Origin of the sequence: Streptomyces sp. NPDC052023 (genome assembly GCF_044548465.1) — a bacterium.
Lineage (GTDB): Bacteria > Actinomycetota > Actinomycetes > Streptomycetales > Streptomycetaceae > Streptomyces.
Map to the genome: position 1 here is coordinate 348,115 of NZ_JBIUBW010000002.1, position 21,749 is coordinate 369,863.

Below are 21,749 nucleotides of genomic sequence, written 5' to 3' on the forward strand. Positions count from 1 at the left end.
GGCGTTCCCCGAGACGGCAGGCGGCACGCATACTCAGGAGGTGAGCGAGAAGCAGCGCACCCCATCGGGCGACTTCGGCGGCTACGACGCCGTGGTGCTCGCCGGCGGTGCGGCGCGGCGGCTGGGCGGGGCCGACAAGCCCGGCGTCCGGGTGGGCGGACGGGCGCTGCTCGACCGGGTGCTCGGCGCCTGCGCGGACGCCCGGACCACCGTCGTCGTCGCCGACCCCAGGCCCACGGCACGCCCCGTGACCTGGGCACGCGAGGACCCGCCGGGCGGTGGACCGCTCGCCGCCCTCGGTGCCGGCCTGCCACTGACCGTGTCCGGGCAGGTGGTGGTCCTCTCCGCCGACCTGCCCTTTCTCGGCGCGCCCACGGTCAAGGGCCTGCTCGCCGAGCTGGACGCGGGTACGGCGGACGGCGTACTGCTCACCGACCCCGAGGGCCGCGATCAGCCGCTCGTGGCCGCCTACCGCGCGGAGCGCCTGCGCGGGACCCTCGCGCGGCTCGGGGCCCGCAACGGTGGCCTCACCGGCCTGCCCCTGCGGCTCCTCACCGCCGAACTCCACCTCACCCGCGTCCTCGACCCTGTCGCGTCCTTCGACTGCGACACCTGGGACGACATCGCCACTGCCAGGTCACGTATCAGGGAGCATGGGCTCGTGTTGGACGAATGGATCTCCGCCGTGAAGGACGAGCTGGGCATCGACCTCGACGTCGACACCGGTGTCCTGCTGGATCTCGCCCGTGACGCGGCGCACGGGGTGGCACGCCCCGCGGCACCGCTGACCACCTTCCTCGTCGGCTATGCGGCGGCCCGCGCCGGTGGTGGCCCCGAAGCCGTCGCCGAGGCCTCCCGCAAGGCCACCGCCCTGGCGCTGCGCTGGGCGGAGGAGGACGACGCCGCCGCGGACGGCGCGACCTCCACCGAGCCCCGTCCGGACGCCGGATGACCGCCCCCGGTGTCCATGGCGGCCAGGACGTCGAGCCGTTGGAGGTCAGGGACCGGGGTATCGAGGACCGGGACGTGGAGGAGGCACTGGCGCTTGTGAAGGAGGACCGGGACAGGGCCCGTCGCCGGGACGACGCGCCTGACCGCACCAGCTCCCCTCGCCGGGACACCGCTCCCGCCGAGGACCACGCCGGCGTCCCCGCCCCCGCCGGCCCGGGAACGCGCACGCCCGGCACCCAGAGCCACCCACCCGGGAACGGCGCTTCCCAGCACGGCACGTCTCAGCACGGCACGTCTCAGCACGGCACCCCTCAGCAGGACCGTCACCACAAGGTCACCCCCTGGCCCGAGGCCCGTGAGATCGCCGCCCGTGCTCCCCGGGCCTGCGCCCGCCGTGCTCCCGTCCCAGTCGCCCTCGACGCCGCCCTCGGCCTCACCCTGGCCGCACCCCTGACCGCCCTCACGGACCTCCCCTCCTTCGACACCTCGGCGATGGACGGCTGGGCGGTCGCCGGGCCCGGCCCCTGGGTGGTCCGGGAAGAGGGCGTCCTCGCGGGCCACGCGGCACGCGCGCGCCTCGACGACGGCGAGGCCGTCCGAATCGCCACCGGCGCCCGGATCCCGCCCGACACCACCGCGGTACTGCGCAGCGAGCACGGCCGTACCGACGACCGGGGCAGGCTGCACGCCACCCGCGATCCGGGCCACGGACAGGACATCCGCCCACGCGGTCAGGAATGCCGCAGCGGCGACCAGTTGCTGCCCCCCGGCACAACGGTGACCCCCGCCGTGCTGGGCCTCGCCGCGGCCGCCGGGTACGACACCCTCACCGCCGTGCCCCGCCCCCGCGCCGATGTCCTGGTCCTCGGCGACGAACTGCTCACCGAGGGACTGCCGCACGACGGACTCATCCGGGACGCCCTCGGCCCGATGCTGCCGCCCTGGCTGCGGGCACTCGGCGCCGAGGTCAGCTCGGTGCGGCGGCTCGGTGACGATGCGGACGCCCTCCACGAGGCGATCACGGCCAGCGACGCCGATCTCGTCGTCACCACCGGCGGCACCGCTTCCGGTCCCGTCGACCACGTCCAGCCCACCCTGCGCCGTATCGACGCCGAATTCCTGGTCAACGGGGTCAAGGTGCGCCCGGGCCACCCCATGCTGCTGGCCCGCACCAAGGAGAACCAGCACCTCGTCGGCCTGCCCGGCAACCCGCTGGCCGCCGTCTCCGGGCTGCTCACCCTCGCGGAGCCCCTGCTCCGGACGCTCGCGGCCCGCCCGGAACGAGAGCCGTACCTGCTGTCCCTGCGGGAGGCTGTGCACGGACACCCGTACGACACCAGGCTCGTCCCGGTGGTCCTGCGCGCCGGCCAGGCGGTCCCGCTGCACTACAACGGTCCCGCCATGCTGCGTGGCGTCGCCGCCGCCGACGCCCTGGCGGTCGTACCGCCGGGCGGCGCACGACCCGGTCAGGCCGCGGAGATCCTGGAGCTGCCGTGGAGCACGTCGGGCCCCGGGGCGTGTTTCACGTGAAACACCGCAGCCCTCCCGTCAGGCAGCAGTCACCGGTCGGCTGACCGTGATGACCCGGTCCCCCGCCCGCAGTTCCGTCCGCCATCCGTCCGTGTAGCCCAGCATCTTCCTGTCCCGGACGACCGCCACCACCAGATCCGCGCACTCGCGAGGCGTCCGGCCGATCTCGGCCGGGCCCACCGGCCGTTCGATCAGGTCCATGCCGCTGCCGAGGGTCATGAGGTCCTCCAGCGTCCGGGCGACGGCGGGGCTGGCCGTGAACGTGCCGAGCAGCCGGCCGGCCGAGCTGGAGCTGGTCACGACGGTGTCGGCGCCGCTCTGCTTGAGCAGGGGCACGTTCTCGTCCTCGCGGACGGCCGCGACGATCGTGGCGTGCTTGTTCAGCTGGCGAGCGGTGAGGGTGATCAGGGTGGCCGTCTCGTCGCGCTGCGGGGCGATGATCACGCGGGTGGCACGGTGGATCTCCGCCTTGAGCAGGGTCTCCGAGCGGGTGGCGTCGCCGGTCACGGCTACCAGGCCGTCGTCGCCGGCCGCGTCGGCGGTCTTGCGCTGGGCGTCCACGACGACGATGCGCTCCTTGCCGATGCCCTGCCCGACCAGGGTCTCCACGGCGTGCCGGCCCTTGGTGCCGTACCCGACGACCACGACATGGTCCCGGGTCCGGGCGCGCCAGCGGTGGATGCGGACCTGCTGGCGGGTGCGCTCGGTGAGCACCTCCAGGGTCGTGCCGACCAGGATGATCAGGAACAGCACCCGCAACGGTGTGACGACGAAGATGTTGGTGAGCCGGGCGGTCTCGCTGACCGGGGTGATGTCGCCGTACCCGGTGGTGGAGAGGGTGACGGTGGCGTAGTACGCGGCGTCGAGCAGGTCCACGGAGCCGTCGGAGTTGTCGTTGTATCCCTCGCGGTCCACGTAGACGATCAGCACCGTGACGGCCAGCACCAGTATGGCCACGAACAGGCGCTTGAGGACCTGCTGGAGCGGCGGTACGACGTTCTGCACGGGCATGGTGATGGAGCGGCCCGCCTCGGCGTCGTCGCGGGCCTCCGTGCGTGAGCGGCTCCACAGTGCCCGCAGCAGCGCGGACCTCGCACCCTGCGCGGTCGGATGCTCGTCGTCCCTCATCGCTGTGCCCCCTGTGGTGTCGTCTGACAGTCGGGTCCATCGTTCCGCACAGCGGTCGGTGCGGACGTCCTGCCCCCCGTTCCGACACGCCGACCGGGGTGGGCTCGGGTCCGGCGGCTCGGTAGCGTCGGACCCGACCGTCCGGGAGCCGTACCCGCTCGGCTGCCGCATATCCCGCTGGAGGTCCTCCTTGCGCGACCACACCGTCGTCGTCGGCTTCGGTACGAAGGGGCGGGCGGCGATCCAGGCCGTCTGCGCCACGGGGCTGAGGAAGGAACAGGTCGTGGTGATCGACCCCAGCGCCAAGGCGGTCGACGCCGCGACGGCGCAGGGCTACGAGGCCGTTCTCGGGGACGCGACGCGAAGTGACGTACTGAAGCGGGCCGAGGTTCAGCGGGCGGGGCAGATCATCATCGCGACCCAGCGCGACGACACGGCCGTGCTGGTGGCGCTGACGGCCCGGCAGCTCAACCGCAGCGCGACGATCGTGGTCGCGGTACGCGAGGAGGAGAACGCGCCGCTGCTGCGGCAGTCCGGCGCCGACGAGGTCATCACCAGCGCCGGCGCGGCCGGGCGGCTGCTCGGCCTGTCCGTACTCAGCCCCGCCGCCGGGCTGGTGATGGAGGACCTGATCCGCCAGGACAGCGGACTGGACGTCGTCGACCGGCCGGTGACCAGGGCGGAGGTGGGCCGGAGCCCACGCGAGACCGACGACCTGGTGATCAGCGTCGTACGCGGCCACCGGGTGATGCACTACGACGATCCGGCCGTACGGACGCTGGAACTGACGGACCGTGTGATCACCATCGTGCCCCGGGAGGCACCGGTGAAGCCACGCGGCGCCACCCCGGAGACGCCACGGAGCATTGCCCCGGAAATGCCCCGGAGCCCCGCCCCGGAAAAGCCGCGGGCCGCTGCCCCGGAGTCCCCGCGGACCGACGCACCCGAGTAGCCGAAGAGTGCCGTGGCCCCCTCGGAGGACGAGGACCAGGTCGGCCACGTCCCGGACACCTGGCCAGGGCCCTTGCCCCGGTGTCCCGGCTGACCGTCACCCCCGAAACGCCGCGTGCCGCGCCGGAGGAGTGGCGCGGCACGCGGGGAGGAGCTCGGCTACTTGCGGTTGTAGAGCCGCATCGTGATCGGGCCGAAGACCAGGACGAACACGCCCGCCCAGCCCAGCGACCAGGCGATCTCGCCGGCCGGCCAGTCGCCGGCCATCAGCCCCCGTACCGCGGAGGCCAGATGGGTGACCGGGCTGTTGTTGACGAACGCCTGGAGCCAGCCGGGCATGGTGCGCGGGTCGACGAAGACGTTGGACAGGAAGGTCAGCGGGAAGATCACCATCATGCTGACGCCCATCACCGACTTCTCGGTGCGCAGCATCAGCCCGAACATCGTCCAGATCCACGAGAACGCGAACGAGAAGACCACCAGCAGCGCGATCCCGGCGAGCACACCGCCGGCCCCGCCGTCCGGCCGGTAGCCGAGGATCATGCCGACGGTCAGCATGACCACGGAGGCGATGGTGTAGCGCAGCGCGTCGCCGAGCAGGTAGCCGACCATGGTCGACGGCCGCCAGATGGGCAGGCTGCGGAACCGGTCGAAGACGCCCTTCTCGATGTCCGCGTTGACCGAGACGCCGGTGTACATCGTGATCATCACGACCGACATCACCAGGATGCCCGGCAGCAGGAACTGGATGTACTCCTCCGGCGAGCCGGCCAGCGCCCCGCCGAACAGGTACGTGTACATCAGCACCATCATGATCGGGAAGGCGGTGACGTCGAAGAGCTGCTCCGGCACGTGCTTGATCTTCAGGATCGCCCGCCAGCCGAAGGTCAGTGACGCCGACAGGGCGCTCGGCCGGGGCGGCCGCTCCTTGGCCACCAGCAGGGCGGCCAGTGACTCGGTGCTGACGGGGGCGAGTTCCTTGGTCTCGGTGGTGGTCGCGGTGCTCATGCGGCTGCCCCGTCCTTCGCGTCCTGAGCCTGCGGCTCGTCGTGCACGGTGGTGTCGTGTCCGGTGAGGGCGAGGAAGACCTCGTCGAGGCTCGGCTGGCCCAGGGAGAAGTTGTCGACGACGACCCCGGCGCGGGCCAGTTCGGCGAGGGCCGCGGCGGCCTGCGCGGCGGCGCCCTGGCCGTTCGAGGCACCGCCGACGCGCGCGGTGAGCGCCACCGGGTCCGGTTCCAGCTGTACGTCCGCCTGGAGCACCTGGCGCAGCACCCTCGAGGCCTCCGGCCGCTGCTCCGCCTCACGCAGCCGCAGATGCACGGAGCCGGCGCCGACGGACGCCTTCAGCTCGCCCTTGGTGCCCTCGGCGATCACCTTGCCGCGGTCGATCACGGCGATCCGGGAGGCCAGCTGGTCGGCCTCGTCCAGGTACTGCGTGGTCAGCAGCACGGTCGTGCCCTGGGCGACGACCGCGCGGACGATGTCCCACACCTGGTTGCGGCTGCGCGGGTCGAGGCCGGTGGTCGGCTCGTCCAGGAACAGCAGGTCGGGCGTGTTCAGGATGGACGCGGCGATGTCGATGCGGCGCCGCATACCGCCGGAGTAGTTCTTGACCTGCTTGGCGGCCGCGTCGGACAGTCCGAAGGCCTCCAGCAGCTGGGCGGCGCGCTCCCGCGCGGCCTTCTTGTGGTGGCCGAGGAGGCGACCGAGCAGGACCAGGTTCTCGGTGCCGGTCAGGTCCTCGTCCACGGACGCGTACTGCCCGGTCAGGCTGACCCGGCCGCGAACCTCGTCCGCCTCCCGGACGACGTCGTGGCCGAAGACGTGGGCCTCGCCGCCGTCGGGTCTGAGCAGGGTGGCGAGCATTTTCACGGTGGTGGTCTTCCCGGCGCCGTTCGGACCGAGGACGCCGTACACCGTGCCGGTGGGCACGGCCAGGTCGACGCCGTCCACGGCCCTCGTCTCGCCGAACGTCTTCACCAGGCCCGCGGTCTCGATGGCCAGACCGGGCGTCTGCTGGCTCATGGTGTGTGTGTCCTTCCGCGTACTTGGGTCACGCATGGGGAGACCTTTACCGTCGCGCAAACTCATCGGTCGCGCACAGGGTTTTCCCGCGGACCGGACCAATGACCGAGGGGCCTCAGCCTGGAGACGGAGGAGTAGCGTCCCCCTCATGCATGCGATCACGATTCCCGAACCTGGTGGGCCCGAGGCGCTGGTGTGGGACGAGGTCCCGGATCCGGTCGCCGGAGAGGGCGAGGTACTGGTCGAGGTGGTGGCCAGCGCCGTGAACCGGGCCGACGTCCTGCAGCGACAGGGCTTCTACAACCCACCGCCCGGCGCTTCCCCCTACCCCGGACTGGAATGCTCCGGCCGGATCGCCGCGGTGGGCGCCGGGGTCGCCGGCTGGGCCGTCGGTGACGAGGTGTGCGCGCTGCTCTCCGGCGGCGGATACGCCGAGAAGGTGGCCGTTCCGGCAGGTCAGCTGCTGCCCGTGCCCGGCGGTCTCGACGTCCGGCAGGCCGCGGCGCTGCCCGAGGTCGTCTGCACGGTCTGGTCGAACGTGTTCATGGTCTCCCAGCTGCGCCCCGGCGAGACCCTCCTCGTGCACGGCGGCTCCAGCGGCATCGGCACGATGGCGATCCAGCTGGCCAAGGCCGTCGGCGCCAAGGTCGCCGTCACCGCGGGCACCAAGGAGAAGCTGGAGCGTTGCGCCGAGCTCGGCGCGGACATCCTGATCAACTACCGCGAGCAGGACTTCGTCGAGGAGATCCGGCAGGCCACGGCCGGTGAGGGCGCCGATGTCATTCTCGACAACATGGGCGCCAAGTACCTCGACCGCAACGTCCAGGCGCTCGCCGTCAACGGCCGGCTGGCGATCATCGGTATGCAGGGCGGCGTCAAGGCCGAGCTGAACATCGGTGCCCTGCTCGGCAAGCGTGCCGCGATCAGCGCGACCTCGCTGCGTGCCCGTCCGCTCGGTGAGAAGGCGGCCATCGTCGCCGCCGTCCGCGAACACGTGTGGCCGCTGCTCGACTCCGGTCAGGTCCGCCCCGTGGTCGACCGCGAGCTGCCCATGCGGGACGCGCCCGAGGCCCACCGCCTGCTGGAGGAGAGCGGCCACGTCGGAAAGGTGCTGCTGGTCACGGCGTGACGCAGGCTTCACGGGCCGCGCCGGGGGGCGGGAGGGCCTCATTCCCGCACCCGGCGCACCCGCAGCGCCACGAAGGCGAGCCCGAACCCGAGGCCGATGAGTACCAGGCCGCTGCCCAGCGGCAGGACCCGCAGCACCGGCCCGGACGGATCGGCGCCGTTCACCGCCTGCACATCCTCGTCCTCGGCGGCCCCGGGTGCGGACGACGGCGGTGACGCGGTCACGTCGTCGGCGGCGCCGGTTCCGCTCGGGTGCGCCGTCTGCGTCCCCGGCTCCTCCGGCCGCCCGGGACGCATCCTCCCCTCCCCGGCCCGGCTCCCGGCCCAGCTCGGATCCACGGGGCCGGAGAGGGAGGGAGAGGGGGAGGGAGGGCCGGAGCGTTCCCCCGCGATCGACGGCACGTCATCCGTGCGCCTCCCGGCGAACGACGGCCCCGCCGTCTCGTACGACGCCACCGCCTCGCACGCGAGCACGACCGTGCTCAGTGCCAGGCCCAGCACCACCCCCGCCGCACGCCTGACGCGCCACCTTGGAGTCACGTCCGTGACCCCCTCCCGGGAACAGGTCGCCACAATGGACGGAACAAGCCTCACATCAGCGGCAGGTCACGGCATTCCGGGCGCCGCCAAGTGGTCGTAACGAACGGGCGTCCTGTGCGGATCACCCCGCACGGGGGGCGCCTCGGTGATGGGGTGGACGGGTGCGAGAGAATGACGGCATGGAGATGCCGAGGAACGAACGGTCGTCGGAGAACGCCCAGAAGATCCTGGTCGTGGGCCAGGACGGCATGGCACTCGGCGGCGGTGGAGACGACGACTCCCATGAGACTCCGCTGACCGAGCAGGTCGAGCAGCCGGCCAAGGTGATGCGGATCGGCAGCATGATCAAACAGCTCCTGGAGGAGGTGCGCGTGGCTCCTCTCGACGAGGCCAGCCGGGTCCGGCTGAAGGAGATCCACGCCAGCTCGGTGAAGGAGCTGGAGGACGGCCTGGCGCCGGAGCTGGTGGAGGAGCTGGAGCGGCTCTCCCTGCCGTTCACCGACGAGGCGACCCCCAGCGACGCCGAACTGCGGATCGCGCAGGCCCAGTTGGTCGGCTGGCTGGAGGGTCTCTTCCACGGGATCCAGACCACGCTGTTCGCCCAGCAGATGGCCGCGCGGGCCCAGCTGGAACAGATGCGCCGGGCCCTGCCGCCGGGCATCGGCCAGGAGGGCGACGACCCCCGCACGGTCGGCCGCTCGGGCGGCCCGTACCTGTAGGGCCCCGCACTCCCGGTCCTTCAAGGACACCGCACAAGGGCCCGGCATGAGCCGGGCCCTCTCTCTTTCCACTCTCTCTTTCCGTCCCCTTCCCGCGCCGGCGGGTCAGGAAGGCGGATAGCCCGTCGAGACCTCGAGCAGGATCTCCGGCATGTCCTCCGGGTCCGCGTCCGTCCCCGCGGACGGGAACTGGTTCATGACCGTGTCCTTGCCGTACGTGTTCTCGTCGACCTCTTTGGTCTTCAGCTGCCAGCCCGCGGCCTGGAGGCACTCCTTGACCGAAGTGAGGTTCTTGAACTGGAAGTTCGGGATCCGGATCTTGTCGGGGTCGTTGTACGCCTCCTCCGGTTCCGTGCACTCCTCCTTCTCGATCGTCTTCGCCGTGTCCGGCCCCCGGTAGCCCGGCACCTCGGTCGACGACGCGGAGGTGCTGGCCTCGCCGCCCCCGCCCTTGTTTCCGCCGTCGCCGCCGTTCAGTGCGAGTGCGGCGACCAGGCCGCCGACCGCGACCAGTGCGACCACGACCGAGCCGATGATCACCGGCCTGTTGCTCCTGCCGCCGCTCGCGGGCGTCTGGCTCTGCGGCGTGATGTTGTACGGCGGCGGGGTGCTCGGGGTGGGCTGGTGCCCGTACGCGGAGTGCGGCGTCTGGTAGCCGCCCTGCTGCGGATAGCCGTACGCCGGGGAGGGCGTGGGCGCGCTGTACGGGTTCGGCGCCGGGTGGGGCTGGTACGGCGTCTGCAGACTGCTCTGGGGCGGCGCCGGAGTCGCCTGGTCGACCGGCGGGAACACCGCGGAGCCGACGCCCGCGCCGCTCTGCGTCGGTGCGCCCGGCACGATGCTCGGCGGGGCCGCCTGGAAGGACGCCGCCACGCGCAGGCACTCGTCGCGCATGGACTCGGCCGTCGGGAAGCGCTCGTTCGGGTTCTTCTTCAGCGCGCGGGCGATCAGCGCGTCCACGGCCGGCGGCAGCGCCCGGTTGATCGCAGACGCGGCCGGCGGCTCCTCCTGCACATGCGCGTACGCGATGGCCAGCGGCGAGTCCGCGTCGAACGGCAGCCGTCCGGTGACCAGTTGGAACAGCATGATGCCGACCGAGTACAGGTCGGAGCGGGCGTCCACGCCGCGGCCGAGCGCCTGCTCCGGCGAGAGGTACTGCGGGGTGCCGACGACCATGCCGGTCTGCGTCATCGACGTGACCCCGGACTGCATGGCGCGGGCGATGCCGAAGTCCATGACCTTGACCACGCCACGCTTGGTCACCATCACGTTGCCCGGCTTGATGTCCCGGTGGACCAGGCCCATCTCGTGGCTGATCTCGAGTGCCGCGAGCACGTCCGCCGTGACCTTCAGCGCCCGGTCGGCGGGCATCGCGCCGGCCCGCCGCACGTCCTCGTCGAGCACCGAGCCGAGCGGGCGGCCCTCGACGTACTCCATGACGATGTACGGCGTCGTCAGCCCGTCGAGGTCGTCCTCGCCGGTGTCGAAGACCGAGACGATGTTGGTGTGCGTGAGCTTCGCCACTGCCTGCGCCTCGCGGCGGAAGCGCTCGCGGAAGGCCTGTTCGCGGCCCAACTCGGTGTGCAGGGTCTTGATGGCGACCTGGCGGTCGAGCACGGCGTCGTAGGCGAGGTGCACCGAGGCCATGCCGCCCTGGCCGAGCAAGTCACGCAGCTGATACCGGCCACCGGCGAGTGCCCGCCCCGTGTACCGGCCCTGTGCGCCGTCCTGGCTCATGTTCCGTATCCCCCGTGGGCCTTCAGGCGCCGTTGATCGAAAGTGCTGCTCCCGGCCAAGTCTGCCCCAGGGCACCGGCACGTCAAGCTCGGTGCCCGTTCCGTGACCGTACGCGAAAGAAGCGTCGCGGAAGCGTTACAGCGGCCGTACGGCCGGTACACAGGATTTGCACGACGCGACGGCACAAGGGTTTCATGACCGGTTCGACGGCCCGTCCGTCCTGGACCGGTCCCTGTATCCATCTCGGACCGGCGGCTTGCGTGAAGGCTGTAGCGTGGCCGACGGAGACCGTGACAACACCGCGCGCACCGCGGGCAGAAACGACGGCGAGGACCGATGGCACAGCAGCAGCGCGCTCAGGGCCCGTCCGACCCCGAGGCGACTGGCGGCGGGATGTCAGATGCGCCGGAAATGTGGGGTAACGGAGGGCTTGTCGGGGACGGCCGGTACCGGCTGACCGGCAGACTCGGCCGGGGCGGCATGGCCGAGGTGTTCGCGGCCGAGGACGTGCGCCTCGGGCGCACCGTGGCGGTCAAGCTGCTGCGCGCGGACCTCGCCGAGGACCCGGTGTCCAAGGCCCGTTTCACGCGCGAGGCGCAGTCGGTGGCAGGCCTCAACCACCACGCCATCGTCGCCGTGTACGACTCCGGCGAGGACTTCGTGGGCGGCCAGTCGGTGCCGTACATCGTGATGGAGCTGGTCGAGGGCCGCACCATCCGCGATCTGCTGCACAACGCCGAGGCGCCCGGCCCGGAGCAGGCCCTGATCATCGTCTCCGGCGTCCTGGAGGCGCTCGCCTACTCGCACCAGCACGGCATCGTGCACCGCGACATCAAGCCGGCGAACGTGATCATCACGCACAACGGCGCCGTGAAGGTCATGGACTTCGGCATCGCCCGCGCCCTGCACGGGGCGTCCACGACGATGACGCAGACCGGCATGGTCATGGGCACCCCGCAGTACCTCTCCCCGGAGCAGGCGCTCGGCAAGGCCGTCGACCACCGCTCCGACCTGTACGCCACGGGCTGCCTGCTGTACGAACTGCTCGCGCTGCGCCCGCCGTTCGTCGGCGAGACCCCGCTGTCGGTGGTCTACCAGCACGTCCAGGACATCCCCACCCCGCCGTCCGAGCTCCACGAGGGTTCGCCGCCGGAGCTGGACGGCCTCGTCATGCGCTCGCTCGCCAAGGAGCCCGACGACCGCTTCCAGACCGCCGAGGAGATGCGCGGGCTCGTCCAGTACGGCCTGCAGATGCTGTACGACCAGGGCCCCCACACCGGCACCTGGAACACCGGTCCCGTCACCGCGCAGGACTCCGGGAAGACCCCGGCCATGGGCATGGCGGGCACGGCCGTGCTGCCGCACTCGGCCGAGGGCACCACACAGATCCCGCAGCCGATGATCCCGGGCCACGGTGGCCGCGACGACGGCGGTTTCGAGGGGCACGGCAACAAGGGCAGCGGCCGGGGCAAGCTGTGGATCCTCGCCGTGCTCGCGGTGATCGCCATCTCGGCCGGTGTCGCGCTGGCGCTGAACAACGGCGGGGGCGGCAAGGGCGGTAGCGGCACCACGCCGACGCCGACCAGCTCGCAGACCACCGACGAGAAGACCTCCAGCGAGCAGCCGAGCGATCGGCCGAGCGACGACTCCACGGACACGTCCACCGAGGACAGCGGCAACCCCGGCTCCGGCTGGGGCGACTACTCGCCGTCGTACACGCCGTCGGATCCCCCCTCGTACACGCCGAGTGACGAGCCCACGGACACGGACCCGACGTACACCGAGCCCACGGACCCGGAGCCTTCCGACCCCGAGCCCACGGACCCGGAGCCTTCCGACCCCGAGCCGACGGAGCCGGAGCCGACGGGTGGCACACTCGAGGGCCTGACCGGGGGCACCTCGGGCGGCTGATCCGCACTCCCCGGCGTGGCCGGGGAGTACCCCTGCGCGCGCGTGCGGGCCCACCGGGCTCCACGCGCGCGTGCCGTTGTGCGGCCGGCCCCGGCTCAGTCCACGAACGCCCCGCACACCGCGTCGTACTCGCGCGTCCACCACACCGCCAGCGCCGAGGCGGCCGGGAACTGGGGGTCGGCGCGGGTGTCGCCGCGTTCGTAGTGCCAGCGCAGCATCCAGAAGTCGTTCAGCCGCTCCCACCACACGCGGTGCACGGCCGCGGCGAGCTCCGAGGGCGTGGCCCCGGCCGCACGCCGGTACGCGCGCGCGTACGCCCGCACCTTCGGCAGGTCGAGGGTCCCGACGGGCCGTACGAAGAAGATCGCGGCGGCGCGTACGGCCTCCTCGGCGCGAGGCTGCACGCCGAGCCGGTCCCAGTCCACGATCGCTGCGGGCGCGTCTCCCCGGTAGAGCAGGTTGAACGGGTGGAAGTCGCCGTGCACCCAGCCCACCGAGCCGCCGCGCGGAGGGCGCCGGCCGGCGTGCCGCTCCAGCAGCGCGCGCCGCTCCAGGAGGCGGTGGCGGGCCAGTTCGTCGAACGAGTCGGCGGGGCGGTGCCGGCGTACGCGCGCGAGGAGGTCGTCGATGAGCTCGAAGGTGTCGGCGGGATCGGCGCTTTTCACGGGGTGGGGGCTGGTCGCCGGGGGCGTGCGCCCCTTGGGCGGCATCACGCGCTCCAGGATCGCGTGCACGGCGCCGAGCAGCGCTCCCAGGCGCGCGCACTGCCCCGCGCTCAGCTGCCCGCCGTGCCGGTGCCGGCCGTCGATCCACGGGTGCAGGGCGTACGCGTGGCCGCCCACCACCGCGACCGTGCGCCCGTCACGACCGGCCAGCGGCGGCGCCACCGGGACGCCGAGATCCGCCAGCCGCTGGGTGGCCCGGTGCCGGCGTTCGATGGCGGCGGGGTCGGCGGTGTCGGGGTCGAAATGGTGCTTCAGGAAGTAGCGGCCGCGGGTGGTGCAGAGCCGGTAGCCCCGGTTGAGCAGGCCCTGGTCGACCGGGTCGCAGGTGAGGGCGGAACCGGCGGCGTACTGGCGCAGAAGGGCGCTCAGCGGGGGCGCGTGGGGTACGGGGGGTGGTACACAAGGGCGCGGCACGCGGCAGATGCTAGGGCACGTGCCGGGCGTGTGAGCTGGGCGTTGTCACAGGAAGTCGCCGACGGTCGCTTTCGGTCACAAGTGCAGTCCAAGTGCGTTTCGCGAGTCATGGGTGCGGCCTCCGGGGGCAGCTCGTGCCGCGGTCGGCGGTTCGGGGGACGTGCTCCGGAAGGCGGCTCCGGCGGGCGCTCCGAGGACGGAGCACGGTCGCTCGCGAGCCCGGTCACAAACGGACCCCAAACGCTGTCAGTGTTTCCCGCCCTGCATTCGCGCCACGTATGCCGCCGCCTGCGAACGCCTCTGCATTCCGAGTTTGGCGAGCAGGCCCGAAACGTAATTCTTGATCGTTTTCTCGGCGAGATGCAGTTCCCCGCCGATCTGCCGGTTGGTGAGCCCCTCACCGATCAGATCGAGTATCCGGCGCTCCTGACCGGTCAGCCGCGCGAGCCGCTCGTCGTCCTCGGTGCCGCTGCCACCGTCGCGCAGGCGCTCCAGGACCCGGGCCTTCGCCACGGGGTCCAGCAGTGACTTCCCGGCCGCGACGTCCCGCACGGCCGACAGCAGCTCCGCGCCCCGGACGGCCTTCAGGACGTACCCGGAGGCGCCCGCCACGATCGCGTCGAAGAGGGCCTCGTCGTCGGCGAACGACGTCAGCATCAGACACCGGACGGTGTCGTCCCGGGAGCGGATCTCGCGGCACACCTCGACACCGCTGCCGTCCGGGAGGCGCACGTCGAGCACCGCGACGTCCGGACGGGTCGCCGGAATGCGCACCAGCGCGCCGGCCGCCGTGCCGGCCTCGCCGACCACCTCGATGTCGCCCTCGACCGAGAGGAGCTCGTGCACGCCACGCCGGACGACCTCATGGTCGTCGAGCAGAAATACCCGTATTTTTCGGTTTTCGCGCACGAGGTCAGTCTCACATACAGCTCTTCCCGAGAGCTGGGTGAGCGGGATAACGTGCCGGTGTTCCGGCCCCCTGCAAGGCTGTGACCAGGCCCCCTTCCCGGCTTTTCGATTTACTTGGATTTCCAAGCAAAAACGCAGGTCAGGAAGGGTTTCACAGAAATGTGGAGCACTGGGTAACGTGACCGTTGCAGGGCGCTCGCCGGGGCACCTGTCACGCCTGTTCCGGCCGAGCGGCACCCACCCCGTGCACGGGAACGGAACAGGTGAGCCGCACTGGCTTTCCCGGCAATCCCGGGGGCCGGACCGACGGAGGAGCACACGTGACCGTGGAGAGCACTGCCGCGCGCAAGCCGCGACGCAGCGCCGGAGGCAAAGCCGGCACCAAGCGCACCACCCGCAACACCGCCCAGGACACCGACCCTGAGCTCGTACAGCTTCTGACGCCCGAGGGCGAGCGCGTCAAGAACGCCGAGTACGAGCGGTACGTGGACGGCATCACCCCCGACGAGCTCCGCGGCCTCTACCGCGACATGGTGCTCACCCGTCGCTTCGACGCCGAGGCCACCGCCCTGCAGCGCCAGGGCGAGCTGGGCCTGTGGGCCTCCCTGCTCGGCCAGGAGGCCGCCCAGATCGGCTCCGGCCGCGCCACCCGCGAGGACGACTACGTCTTCCCGACCTACCGCGAGCACGGCGTCGCCTGGTGCCGTGGGGTCGACCCGACCAACCTGCTCGGCATGTTCCGCGGCGTGAACAACGGCGGCTGGGACCCGAACGGCAACAACTTCCACCTCTACACGATCGTCATCGGCTCCCAGACGCTGCACGCCACCGGCTACGCGATGGGCGTCGCCAAGGACGGGGCGGACTCGGCCGTCATCGCCTACTTCGGCGACGGCGCCTCCAGCCAGGGCGATGTCGCTGAATCGTTCACCTTCTCCGCGGTCTACAACGCCCCCGTGGTGTTCTTCTGCCAGAACAACCAGTGGGCGATCTCCGAGCCCACCGAGAAGCAGACCCGCGTGCCCCTGTACCAGCGCGCCCGCGGCTACGGCTTCCCGGGCGTCCGCGTCGACGGCAACGACGTGCTGGCCTGTCTCGCGGTCACCAAGTGGGCACTGGAGCGGGCGCGCAGCGGCGAGGGCCCGACGCTGGTCGAGGCGTACACGTACCGCATGGGCGCGCACACCACCTCCGACGACCCGACGCGCTACCGGCACGACGACGAGCGCGCCGCCTGGGAGGCGAAGGACCCGATCCTGCGCCTGCGCCGCCACCTGGAGGCCGCAAACCACGCGGACGAGGGATTCTTCGCGGAACTGGAGGCGGAGAGCGAGGCGTTGGGCAGGCGAGTGCGCGAAGCGGTCCGCGCGATGCCCGACCCGGACCGTTTCGCCATCTTCGAGAACGTGTACGCGGACGGGCACGCGCTCGTCGACGAGGAGCGAGCCCAGTTCGCCGCCTACCAGGCGTCGTTCGCGGACGTAGAGGGGGTCTGAACATGGCTGTGGAGAAGATGGCCCTGGCCAAGGCGATCAACGAGTCGCTGCGGCACGCCCTGGAGGCCGACCCCAAGGTCGTCGTCATGGGCGAGGACGTCGGCAAGCTCGGCGGCGTGTTCCGCGTGACCGACGGCCTGCAGAAGGACTTCGGCGAGAGCCGCGTCATCGACACCCCGCTCGCCGAGTCCGGCATCGTCGGCACGGCGATCGGCCTGGCCCTGCGCGGGTACCGCCCCGTCGTCGAGATCCAGTTCGACGGCTTCGTCTTCCCGGCGTACGACCAGATCGTCACGCAGCTCGCCAAGATGCACGCGCGCTCGCTGGGCAAGGTCAAGCTCCCGGTCGTCGTCCGCATCCCCTACGGCGGCGGCATCGGCGCGGTCGAGCACCACTCGGAGTCCCCCGAGTCGCTCTTCGCGCACGTGGCGGGCCTGAAGATCGTCTCCCCGTCGAACTCCTCGGACGCCTACTGGATGATGCAGCAGGCCATCCAGAGCGACGACCCGGTGATCTTCTTCGAACCCAAGCGGCGCTACTGGGACAAGGGCGAGGTCAGCACGGAGGCCATCCCCGGCCCACTGCACAAGGCGCGCGTCACCCGTGAGGGCACCGACCTCACCCTCGCCGCCTACGGCCCGATGGTGAAGCTCTGCCACGAGGTCGCGGACGCGGCCGCCGAGGAGGGCAGGTCCCTGGAGGTCCTCGACCTGCGCTCGATCTCCCCCCTCGACTTCGACTCCCTCCAGGCGTCGGTCGAGAAGACCCGCCGCCTGGTCGTCGTCCACGAGGCGCCGGTGTTCTTCGGTTCCGGCGCGGAGATCGCCGCCCGGATCACCGAGCGCTGCTTCTACCACCTGGAGGCACCCGTGCTCAGGGTCGGCGGCTACCACGCCCCCTACCCGCCGGCCCGCCTGGAGGAGGAGTACCTGCCCGGCCTGGACCGGGTGCTGGACGCCGTCGACCGCTCGCTGGCGTACTGAGGAGAGGGCCGTGACGACGATGACGGAAGCTTCCGTGCGTGAGTTCAAGATGCCCGACGTGGGCGAGGGCCTGACCGAGGCCGAGATCCTCAAGTGGTACGTCCAGCCCGGCGACACGGTCACCGACGGCCAGGTGGTGTGCGAGGTCGAGACGGCCAAGGCGGCCGTCGAGCTGCCGATCCCGTACGACGGTGTCGTGCGCGCACTGCACTTCCCCGAGGGCACCACGGTCGACGTCGGCACGTCGATCATCGCGGTGGACGTGAGCGGCGGCGCGGCACCGGCGCCCGAGGCGCCCGCCGAGCCGGCTGAGGAGCCGAAGCCGGAGGGCCGCCAGCCGGTGCTGGTGGGCTACGGCGTGTCCACCTCCGCCACCAAGCGCCGCCCGCGCAAGGGCCCCGAGGTCCCTGTGCAGCAGGTCGCGGCCGCCGTCCAGGCCGAGCTCAACGGTCACGGCGCGCCGGCCCCGGCGGCCGGCATCCCGTCGGGACAGCAGCGTCCCCTCGCCAAACCGCCGGTGCGCAAGCTGGCCAAGGACCTCGGCGTCGACCTGACGGTGGTCGTGCCGACCGGCCCGGACGGCATCATCACGCGCGAGGACGTGCACGCGGCGGCGGCCCCCGCCCCCGCGCCGGTCGCGGAGCCGGTGGCGGCGGCTCCCGCACCCGTGGCGGCTGCGCCCGCGCTGGACGCGGCGGCCCGCGAGACGCGCGTCCCGGTCAAGGGCGTCCGCAAGGCCACCGCCGCCGCGATGGTCGGCTCGGCCTTCACCGCGCCGCATGTCACCGAGTTCGTGACGGTCGACGTGACGCGCACGATGAAGCTGGTCGAGGAGCTGAAGGAGGACAAGGAGTTCGCGGGCCTGCGCGTGAACCCCCTCCTCCTCGTCTGCAAGGCGCTCCTGGTCGCGATCAAGCGCAACCCCGACGTCAACGCGTCCTGGGACGAGGCCAGCCAGGAGATCGTGCTCAAGCACTACGTCAACCTGGGCATCGCGGCGGCGACCCCGCGCGGTCTGATCGTGCCGAACATCAAGGACGCGCACGACAAGACCCTCCCGCAGCTGGCCGCGTCCCTCGGCGAGCTGGTCGCCACGGCCCGGGAGGGCAAGACCTCCCCGTCGGCGATGCAGGGCGGCACGGTGACCATCACCAACGTCGGCGTCTTCGGCGTCGACACCGGCACGCCGATCCTCAACCCCGGCGAGTCCGCGATCCTCGCGGTCGGCGCGATCAAGCTCCAGCCGTGGGTCCACAAGGGCAAGGTCAAGCCGAGGCAGGTCACCACGCTGGCCCTCTCGTTCGACCACCGCCTGGTCGACGGCGAGCTGGGCTCCAAGGTCCTGGCGGACGTGGCGGCGATCCTGGAACAGCCGAAGCGGTTGATCACCTGGGCGTGACACCGGCTGTGGGCCGCAGGGCACGACGCGGTACGGCATGACGGAGGGCGGGAGCCACACACCCCATGGGGTGATGCGGCTCCCGCCCTCGTCGTGGTGCGGTGCCGTCAGCCCAGGCGGGCGAAGCCGTAGCTCAGGAGCTTCTTCGCGTCCGCCTCGCGCTGGGCCGCCGAGGTGGAGGTCAGGACCGTGCCGATGACGGTCTTGCCGTTGCGGGTGGCGGCGAAGACCAGGCAGTACTTGGCGATGCTGCCGGAGCCGGTCTTCACGCCGATGGCGCCGCTGTAGTTGCTGAGCAGCGTGTTGGTGTTGGTCCACGTGTAGTAGCGGTAGCCGCCGCTCTTCGTGGTGACCTTCTGCTTCGTCGTCTTCGTCTTGACGAGCGCGCGGAAGGTGGCGCTCTTCATCGCGTTGCCGGCGAGCTTCGTCAGGTCGCGCGGCGTCGAGTAGTTCGAGCCGTTGCTGATGCCGTCGAACGAGTCGAACTTGGTCTTCGTCATGCCGAGCGAGCGGGCCGTGCTGTTCATCTTGCCGATGAACGACTTCACGCGCGCGGCCCGTGACGAGCCGGTGCCGAACTTGTCGGCGAGCGCGTAGGCGGCGTCACAGCCGGACGGCAGCATCAGCCCGTAGAGCAGCTGACGGACGGTCACCTTGTCGCCGACGATCAGGCGGGCGGACGAGGCGTTCTTCGAGACGATGTAGTCGCTGTACGCCTTCTGGACCGTGACCTTGGCGTCCAGGTCCAGATTCGGCTGGGACAGCACGACCTTGGCAGTCATGATCTTGGTGGTGGAGCCGGTGGCGCGCGTGGTGTTCGCGTACTTGTCGAACAGGGTCCTGCCGGTGGCGTTGTCCATGATGTAGCCGCCCTTGGCCACGATCGTGGGCGCGGCGACGGCCTGCGCGGGTGCCGCGGTGAGGGCTCCGGTGGTGAACACGGCGCCGGCCGTCGCGGTGACGGCGACGGCTCTGCGGATACGGATGCCCTTGATGCCGGTTATCAACTGAGATACCCCGAATACGTCGAATGCCCCTATGAAGCGGCCGAGTTGAACGGGAGCACAGGAGGCCGCATGGGTGTGACACGTAAGTAGCACGAATGGTTGTGCTGGATGCGAATGGTTGTGCGGGAGAGGGGCCGGGTCGGTGACTTCCGGGTCCGCATGGTGGACTGGCCCACCCATGCGTACGTGTTGTATCTATCCTGTCGGCATGACCCTGGCCGCCGTGAAGCAACCCCCTGCCGCCGACCGTGTCTACACGCACGTCAAGCAAGGCGTCCTGGACCGCCGATACGAAGGCGGCACCCTCCTCACCGAGGGCGAACTGGCCGATGCCGTGGGGGTGTCGAGGACACCCGTGCGCGAGGCGCTGCTCCGGCTGGAGGCCGAGGGGCTGATCAAGCTCTATCCGAAGAAGGGCGCCCTCGTCCTGCCGGTCTCCGCCCAGGAGATCGCGGACGTCGTCGAGACCCGCCTGCTCGTGGAGGAACACGCGGCGCGCAAGGCCGTACCCGCGCCCTCCGGGCTCATCGCGCGCCTCGAAGAGCTTCTGGAACGGCAGCGGGAGCAGGCCGCCGCCGGGGACCTGGCCGGCGCCGCCGTCACCGACCGCAGCTTCCACGCCGAGATCGTCCGCAGCGGCGGGAACGAGATCCTCTCCCGGCTCTACGACCAGCTGCGCGACCGGCAGTTGCGGATGGGTGTCGCCGTCATGCACTCCCACCCCGACCGGATCGCCAAGACGCTCGCGGAGCACCAGGACATCCTGGACGCGTTGCGCTCCGGCGACCCCGACGCGGCCGTCGGCGTGGTCCACCGGCACATCGGCTGGTTCTCGCACCTCGCGCGGGGTGAGGTGCGATGAGCTCCGCGTCGGTCTCCCTGCCCGGCGATCCTCCCGGCGGGCGGCGCGCCGTCGCCGTCTGGGGCACAGGCGTCTCGGTCTACTTCGTCGCCGTCATCTTCCGTACGTCGCTGGGGGTCGCCGGCCTCGACGCCGCCGACCGGTTCGGCGTGGGCGCCTCCGCGCTGTCGACGTTCTCGATCCTCCAGCTGCTGGTCTACGCCGGCATGCAGATACCCGTCGGCCTGCTCGTCGACCGGCTCGGCACCAAGAAGGTGCTGGGCCTGGGCGTCGTGCTGTTCACGGCCGGGCAGCTGGGCTTCGCGTTCTCCCCGACCTACGGCATGGCGCTCGCCTCGCGCGCCCTGCTGGGATGCGGGGACGCCATGACGTTCATCAGTGTGCTGCGGCTCGGCAGCCGCTGGTTCCCGGCCCGGCGCGGCCCGCTGATCGCGCAGCTCGCCGGTCTCGCCGGCATGGCGGGCAACCTGGTCTCCACCCTCGTACTGGCCCGGCTGCTGCACGGCATCGGCTGGACGGCCGCGTTCGCGGGCAGCGCGCTCGCCGGGGCCTTGGTCTTCGTACTGCTCCTGTTGTTCCTGAAGGATCACCCACAGGGGCACGAGCCGGAACCGGTTCCGCACATGGGGGCCGCGTACGTACGACGGCAGATCGCCGCGTCCTGGCGGGAGCCGGGAACCCGGCTGGGCCTGTGGGTGCACTTCACGACCCAGTTCCCGGCGATGGTGTTCCTGCTGCTGTGGGGCCTGCCGTTCCTGGTCGAGGCACAGGGGCTGTCCCGGGCCACGGCCGGTGAACTGCTCACCCTCGTCGTGCTGTCGAACATGGCGGTCGGGCTCGTCTACGGCCAGATCGTCGCCCGCCATCACGGGGCACGGCTGCCGCTCGCGCTCGGTACGGTGGCGGCGACGTCGTTGCTCTGGGCCGCGACGGTGTACTACCCGGCCGACCGGGCGCCGATGTGGCTGCTGATCGTGTTGTGCGCGGTGCTCGGCGCCTGCGGACCCGCCTCGATGATCGGGTTCGACTTCGCCCGGCCGGCGAATCCGCCCGAGCGGCAGGGGACGGCGTCCGGGATCACCAACATGGGCGGATTCGTCGCCTCGATGACCACGCTGCTCGCGGTGGGCGCGCTGCTGGACGCGACCGGGGACGACTACACGGTGGCCTTCTCGTCCGTTTTCGTGCTGCAGGCGCTGGGTCTGACGCAGGTGCTGCGGCTGCGGAAGCAGGCGGCGCGGCGGGAGCGGGAGCGGCTGGTGGCCAGCCGGGTGGAGACGGTGCACGTCCCCGCGTAGGCCTCCGGTGTCACGCGTCGGGCGTGCGGCGTGC

Annotated in this window: 18 protein-coding genes and 1 pseudogene; 11 read left to right on the forward strand and 8 right to left on the reverse strand. The window is 71.5% G+C overall.

Annotated elements, in window-relative coordinates:
- The first annotated feature begins 40 nt into the window (after positions 1 to 40).
- Together ACIHCM_RS05720 and ACIHCM_RS05725 are read left to right on the forward strand one after the other, a co-directional pair.
- Positions 41 to 952 (forward strand): DUF6457 domain-containing protein, encoded by a 912-nt coding sequence (locus tag ACIHCM_RS05720; protein WP_399889581.1) that lies wholly within the window; start codon positions 41 to 43, stop codon positions 950 to 952.
- Positions 949 to 2,481, forward strand: coding sequence for a molybdopterin molybdotransferase MoeA (locus ACIHCM_RS05725; protein WP_399889584.1), 1,533 nt, complete (start codon positions 949 to 951; stop codon positions 2,479 to 2,481). The genes ACIHCM_RS05720 and ACIHCM_RS05725 overlap by 4 nt, the downstream gene beginning before the upstream one ends.
- 18 nt (positions 2,482 to 2,499) lie before the next feature.
- Here ACIHCM_RS05725 and ACIHCM_RS05730 read toward each other — a convergent pair whose 3' ends face one another.
- Positions 2,500 to 3,609 (reverse strand): potassium channel family protein, encoded by a 1,110-nt coding sequence (locus ACIHCM_RS05730; RefSeq protein WP_399889587.1) that lies wholly within the window; start codon positions 3,607 to 3,609, stop codon positions 2,500 to 2,502.
- 166 nt (positions 3,610 to 3,775) lie between these two features.
- On the opposite strand from ACIHCM_RS05730, the pseudogene ACIHCM_RS05735 reads away from it, so the two are divergent.
- Positions 3,776 to 4,561, forward strand: a pseudogene (locus ACIHCM_RS05735) (potassium channel family protein); the annotation flags it as partial.
- Positions 4,562 to 4,719: 158 nt separating this feature from the next.
- Here the strand turns inward: ACIHCM_RS05735 and ACIHCM_RS05740 are convergent.
- Both ACIHCM_RS05740 and ACIHCM_RS05745 read right to left on the reverse strand, forming a co-directional pair.
- Complete coding sequence (locus tag ACIHCM_RS05740; protein ID WP_399889590.1) at positions 4,720 to 5,568, reverse strand: ABC transporter permease; 849 nt, start codon at positions 5,566 to 5,568, stop codon at positions 4,720 to 4,722.
- On the reverse strand, positions 5,565 to 6,587 hold the full coding sequence (locus ACIHCM_RS05745) for an ATP-binding cassette domain-containing protein (protein ID WP_399889593.1): 1,023 nt from the start codon (positions 6,585 to 6,587) through the stop codon (positions 5,565 to 5,567). The genes ACIHCM_RS05740 and ACIHCM_RS05745 overlap by 4 nt, the downstream gene beginning before the upstream one ends.
- Before the next feature lie 148 nt (positions 6,588 to 6,735).
- Between ACIHCM_RS05745 and ACIHCM_RS05750 the strand changes: the two genes are divergently transcribed.
- Entirely contained in the window at positions 6,736 to 7,716 is a 981-nt protein-coding gene (locus ACIHCM_RS05750; protein ID WP_399889596.1) for an NAD(P)H-quinone oxidoreductase, read from the forward strand.
- Between the two features lie 38 nt (positions 7,717 to 7,754).
- Here ACIHCM_RS05750 and ACIHCM_RS05755 read toward each other — a convergent pair whose 3' ends face one another.
- Positions 7,755 to 8,255: a hypothetical protein gene (locus ACIHCM_RS05755; RefSeq protein WP_399889599.1), complete on the reverse strand. Its 501-nt coding sequence runs from the start codon at positions 8,253 to 8,255 to the stop codon at positions 7,755 to 7,757.
- Between the two features lie 179 nt (positions 8,256 to 8,434).
- Between ACIHCM_RS05755 and ACIHCM_RS05760 the strand changes: the two genes are divergently transcribed.
- Positions 8,435 to 8,974: a bacterial proteasome activator family protein gene (locus ACIHCM_RS05760; protein WP_399889602.1), complete on the forward strand. Its 540-nt coding sequence runs from the start codon at positions 8,435 to 8,437 to the stop codon at positions 8,972 to 8,974.
- A gap of 105 nt (positions 8,975 to 9,079) precedes the next feature.
- On the opposite strand, the gene ACIHCM_RS05765 is transcribed toward ACIHCM_RS05760, so the two are convergent.
- Positions 9,080 to 10,711 (reverse strand): protein kinase, encoded by a 1,632-nt coding sequence (locus ACIHCM_RS05765; RefSeq protein ID WP_399889605.1) that lies wholly within the window; start codon positions 10,709 to 10,711, stop codon positions 9,080 to 9,082.
- 336 nt (positions 10,712 to 11,047) lie between these two features.
- On the opposite strand from ACIHCM_RS05765, the gene ACIHCM_RS05770 reads away from it, so the two are divergent.
- Complete coding sequence (locus tag ACIHCM_RS05770; RefSeq protein ID WP_399889608.1) at positions 11,048 to 12,622, forward strand: protein kinase; 1,575 nt, start codon at positions 11,048 to 11,050, stop codon at positions 12,620 to 12,622.
- Positions 12,623 to 12,717: 95 nt separating this feature from the next.
- Here ACIHCM_RS05770 and ACIHCM_RS05775 read toward each other — a convergent pair whose 3' ends face one another.
- Both ACIHCM_RS05775 and ACIHCM_RS05780 read right to left on the reverse strand, forming a co-directional pair.
- Positions 12,718 to 13,761 (reverse strand): phosphotransferase, encoded by a 1,044-nt coding sequence (locus ACIHCM_RS05775; RefSeq protein ID WP_399889611.1) that lies wholly within the window; start codon positions 13,759 to 13,761, stop codon positions 12,718 to 12,720.
- Between the two features lie 246 nt (positions 13,762 to 14,007).
- Positions 14,008 to 14,670, reverse strand: coding sequence for a response regulator (locus tag ACIHCM_RS05780; protein WP_399889614.1), 663 nt, complete (start codon positions 14,668 to 14,670; stop codon positions 14,008 to 14,010).
- Positions 14,671 to 14,990: 320 nt separating this feature from the next.
- Between ACIHCM_RS05780 and pdhA the strand changes: the two genes are divergently transcribed.
- From pdhA to ACIHCM_RS05795, 3 genes are read left to right on the forward strand one after another with little or no spacing between them, the layout of a single operon-like run.
- Positions 14,991 to 16,166, forward strand: coding sequence for a pyruvate dehydrogenase (acetyl-transferring) E1 component subunit alpha (gene pdhA / locus ACIHCM_RS05785; RefSeq protein WP_399889617.1), 1,176 nt, complete (start codon positions 14,991 to 14,993; stop codon positions 16,164 to 16,166).
- 2 nt (positions 16,167 to 16,168) lie between these two features.
- On the forward strand, positions 16,169 to 17,149 hold the full coding sequence (locus tag ACIHCM_RS05790; RefSeq protein ID WP_399889620.1) for an alpha-ketoacid dehydrogenase subunit beta: 981 nt from the start codon (positions 16,169 to 16,171) through the stop codon (positions 17,147 to 17,149).
- A 10-nt stretch (positions 17,150 to 17,159) separates the two neighbouring features.
- Positions 17,160 to 18,548, forward strand: a complete 1,389-nt coding sequence (locus ACIHCM_RS05795) for a dihydrolipoamide acetyltransferase family protein (RefSeq protein WP_399889622.1) — start codon at positions 17,160 to 17,162, stop codon at positions 18,546 to 18,548.
- A gap of 107 nt (positions 18,549 to 18,655) precedes the next feature.
- On the opposite strand, the gene ACIHCM_RS05800 is transcribed toward ACIHCM_RS05795, so the two are convergent.
- Entirely contained in the window at positions 18,656 to 19,555 is a 900-nt protein-coding gene (locus ACIHCM_RS05800; RefSeq protein WP_399889625.1) for a D-alanyl-D-alanine carboxypeptidase family protein, read from the reverse strand.
- Between the two features lie 208 nt (positions 19,556 to 19,763).
- On the opposite strand from ACIHCM_RS05800, the gene ACIHCM_RS05805 reads away from it, so the two are divergent.
- Complete coding sequence (locus ACIHCM_RS05805; protein ID WP_393103350.1) at positions 19,764 to 20,417, forward strand: GntR family transcriptional regulator; 654 nt, start codon at positions 19,764 to 19,766, stop codon at positions 20,415 to 20,417.
- On the forward strand, positions 20,414 to 21,715 hold the full coding sequence (locus ACIHCM_RS05810) for a nitrate/nitrite transporter (RefSeq protein WP_399889629.1): 1,302 nt from the start codon (positions 20,414 to 20,416) through the stop codon (positions 21,713 to 21,715). Before ACIHCM_RS05805 ends, ACIHCM_RS05810 begins: the two co-directional genes overlap by 4 nt.
- The last annotated feature ends 34 nt before the right edge of the window (positions 21,716 to 21,749 follow it).

What these genes read in the sequence shown, in the direction of transcription:
- ACIHCM_RS05725 (WP_399889584.1), top strand. Translation starts at nt 949, where the DNA reads ATGACCGCCCCCGGTGTCCATGGCGGCCAGGACGTCGAGCCGTTGGAG.
- ACIHCM_RS05730 (WP_399889587.1), bottom strand. Translation starts at nt 3,609, where the DNA reads ATGAGGGACGACGAGCATCCGACCGCGCAGGGTGCGAGGTCCGCGCTG.
- ACIHCM_RS05740 (WP_399889590.1), bottom strand. Translation starts at nt 5,568, where the DNA reads ATGAGCACCGCGACCACCACCGAGACCAAGGAACTCGCCCCCGTCAGC.
- ACIHCM_RS05745 (WP_399889593.1), bottom strand. Translation starts at nt 6,587, where the DNA reads ATGAGCCAGCAGACGCCCGGTCTGGCCATCGAGACCGCGGGCCTGGTG.
- ACIHCM_RS05750 (WP_399889596.1), top strand. Translation starts at nt 6,736, where the DNA reads ATGCATGCGATCACGATTCCCGAACCTGGTGGGCCCGAGGCGCTGGTG.
- ACIHCM_RS05760 (WP_399889602.1), top strand. Translation starts at nt 8,435, where the DNA reads ATGGAGATGCCGAGGAACGAACGGTCGTCGGAGAACGCCCAGAAGATC.
- ACIHCM_RS05765 (WP_399889605.1), bottom strand. Translation starts at nt 10,711, where the DNA reads ATGAGCCAGGACGGCGCACAGGGCCGGTACACGGGGCGGGCACTCGCC.
- ACIHCM_RS05770 (WP_399889608.1), top strand. Translation starts at nt 11,048, where the DNA reads ATGGCACAGCAGCAGCGCGCTCAGGGCCCGTCCGACCCCGAGGCGACT.
- ACIHCM_RS05790 (WP_399889620.1), top strand. Translation starts at nt 16,169, where the DNA reads ATGGCTGTGGAGAAGATGGCCCTGGCCAAGGCGATCAACGAGTCGCTG.
- ACIHCM_RS05805 (WP_393103350.1), top strand. Translation starts at nt 19,764, where the DNA reads ATGACCCTGGCCGCCGTGAAGCAACCCCCTGCCGCCGACCGTGTCTAC.
- ACIHCM_RS05810 (WP_399889629.1), top strand. Translation starts at nt 20,414, where the DNA reads ATGAGCTCCGCGTCGGTCTCCCTGCCCGGCGATCCTCCCGGCGGGCGG.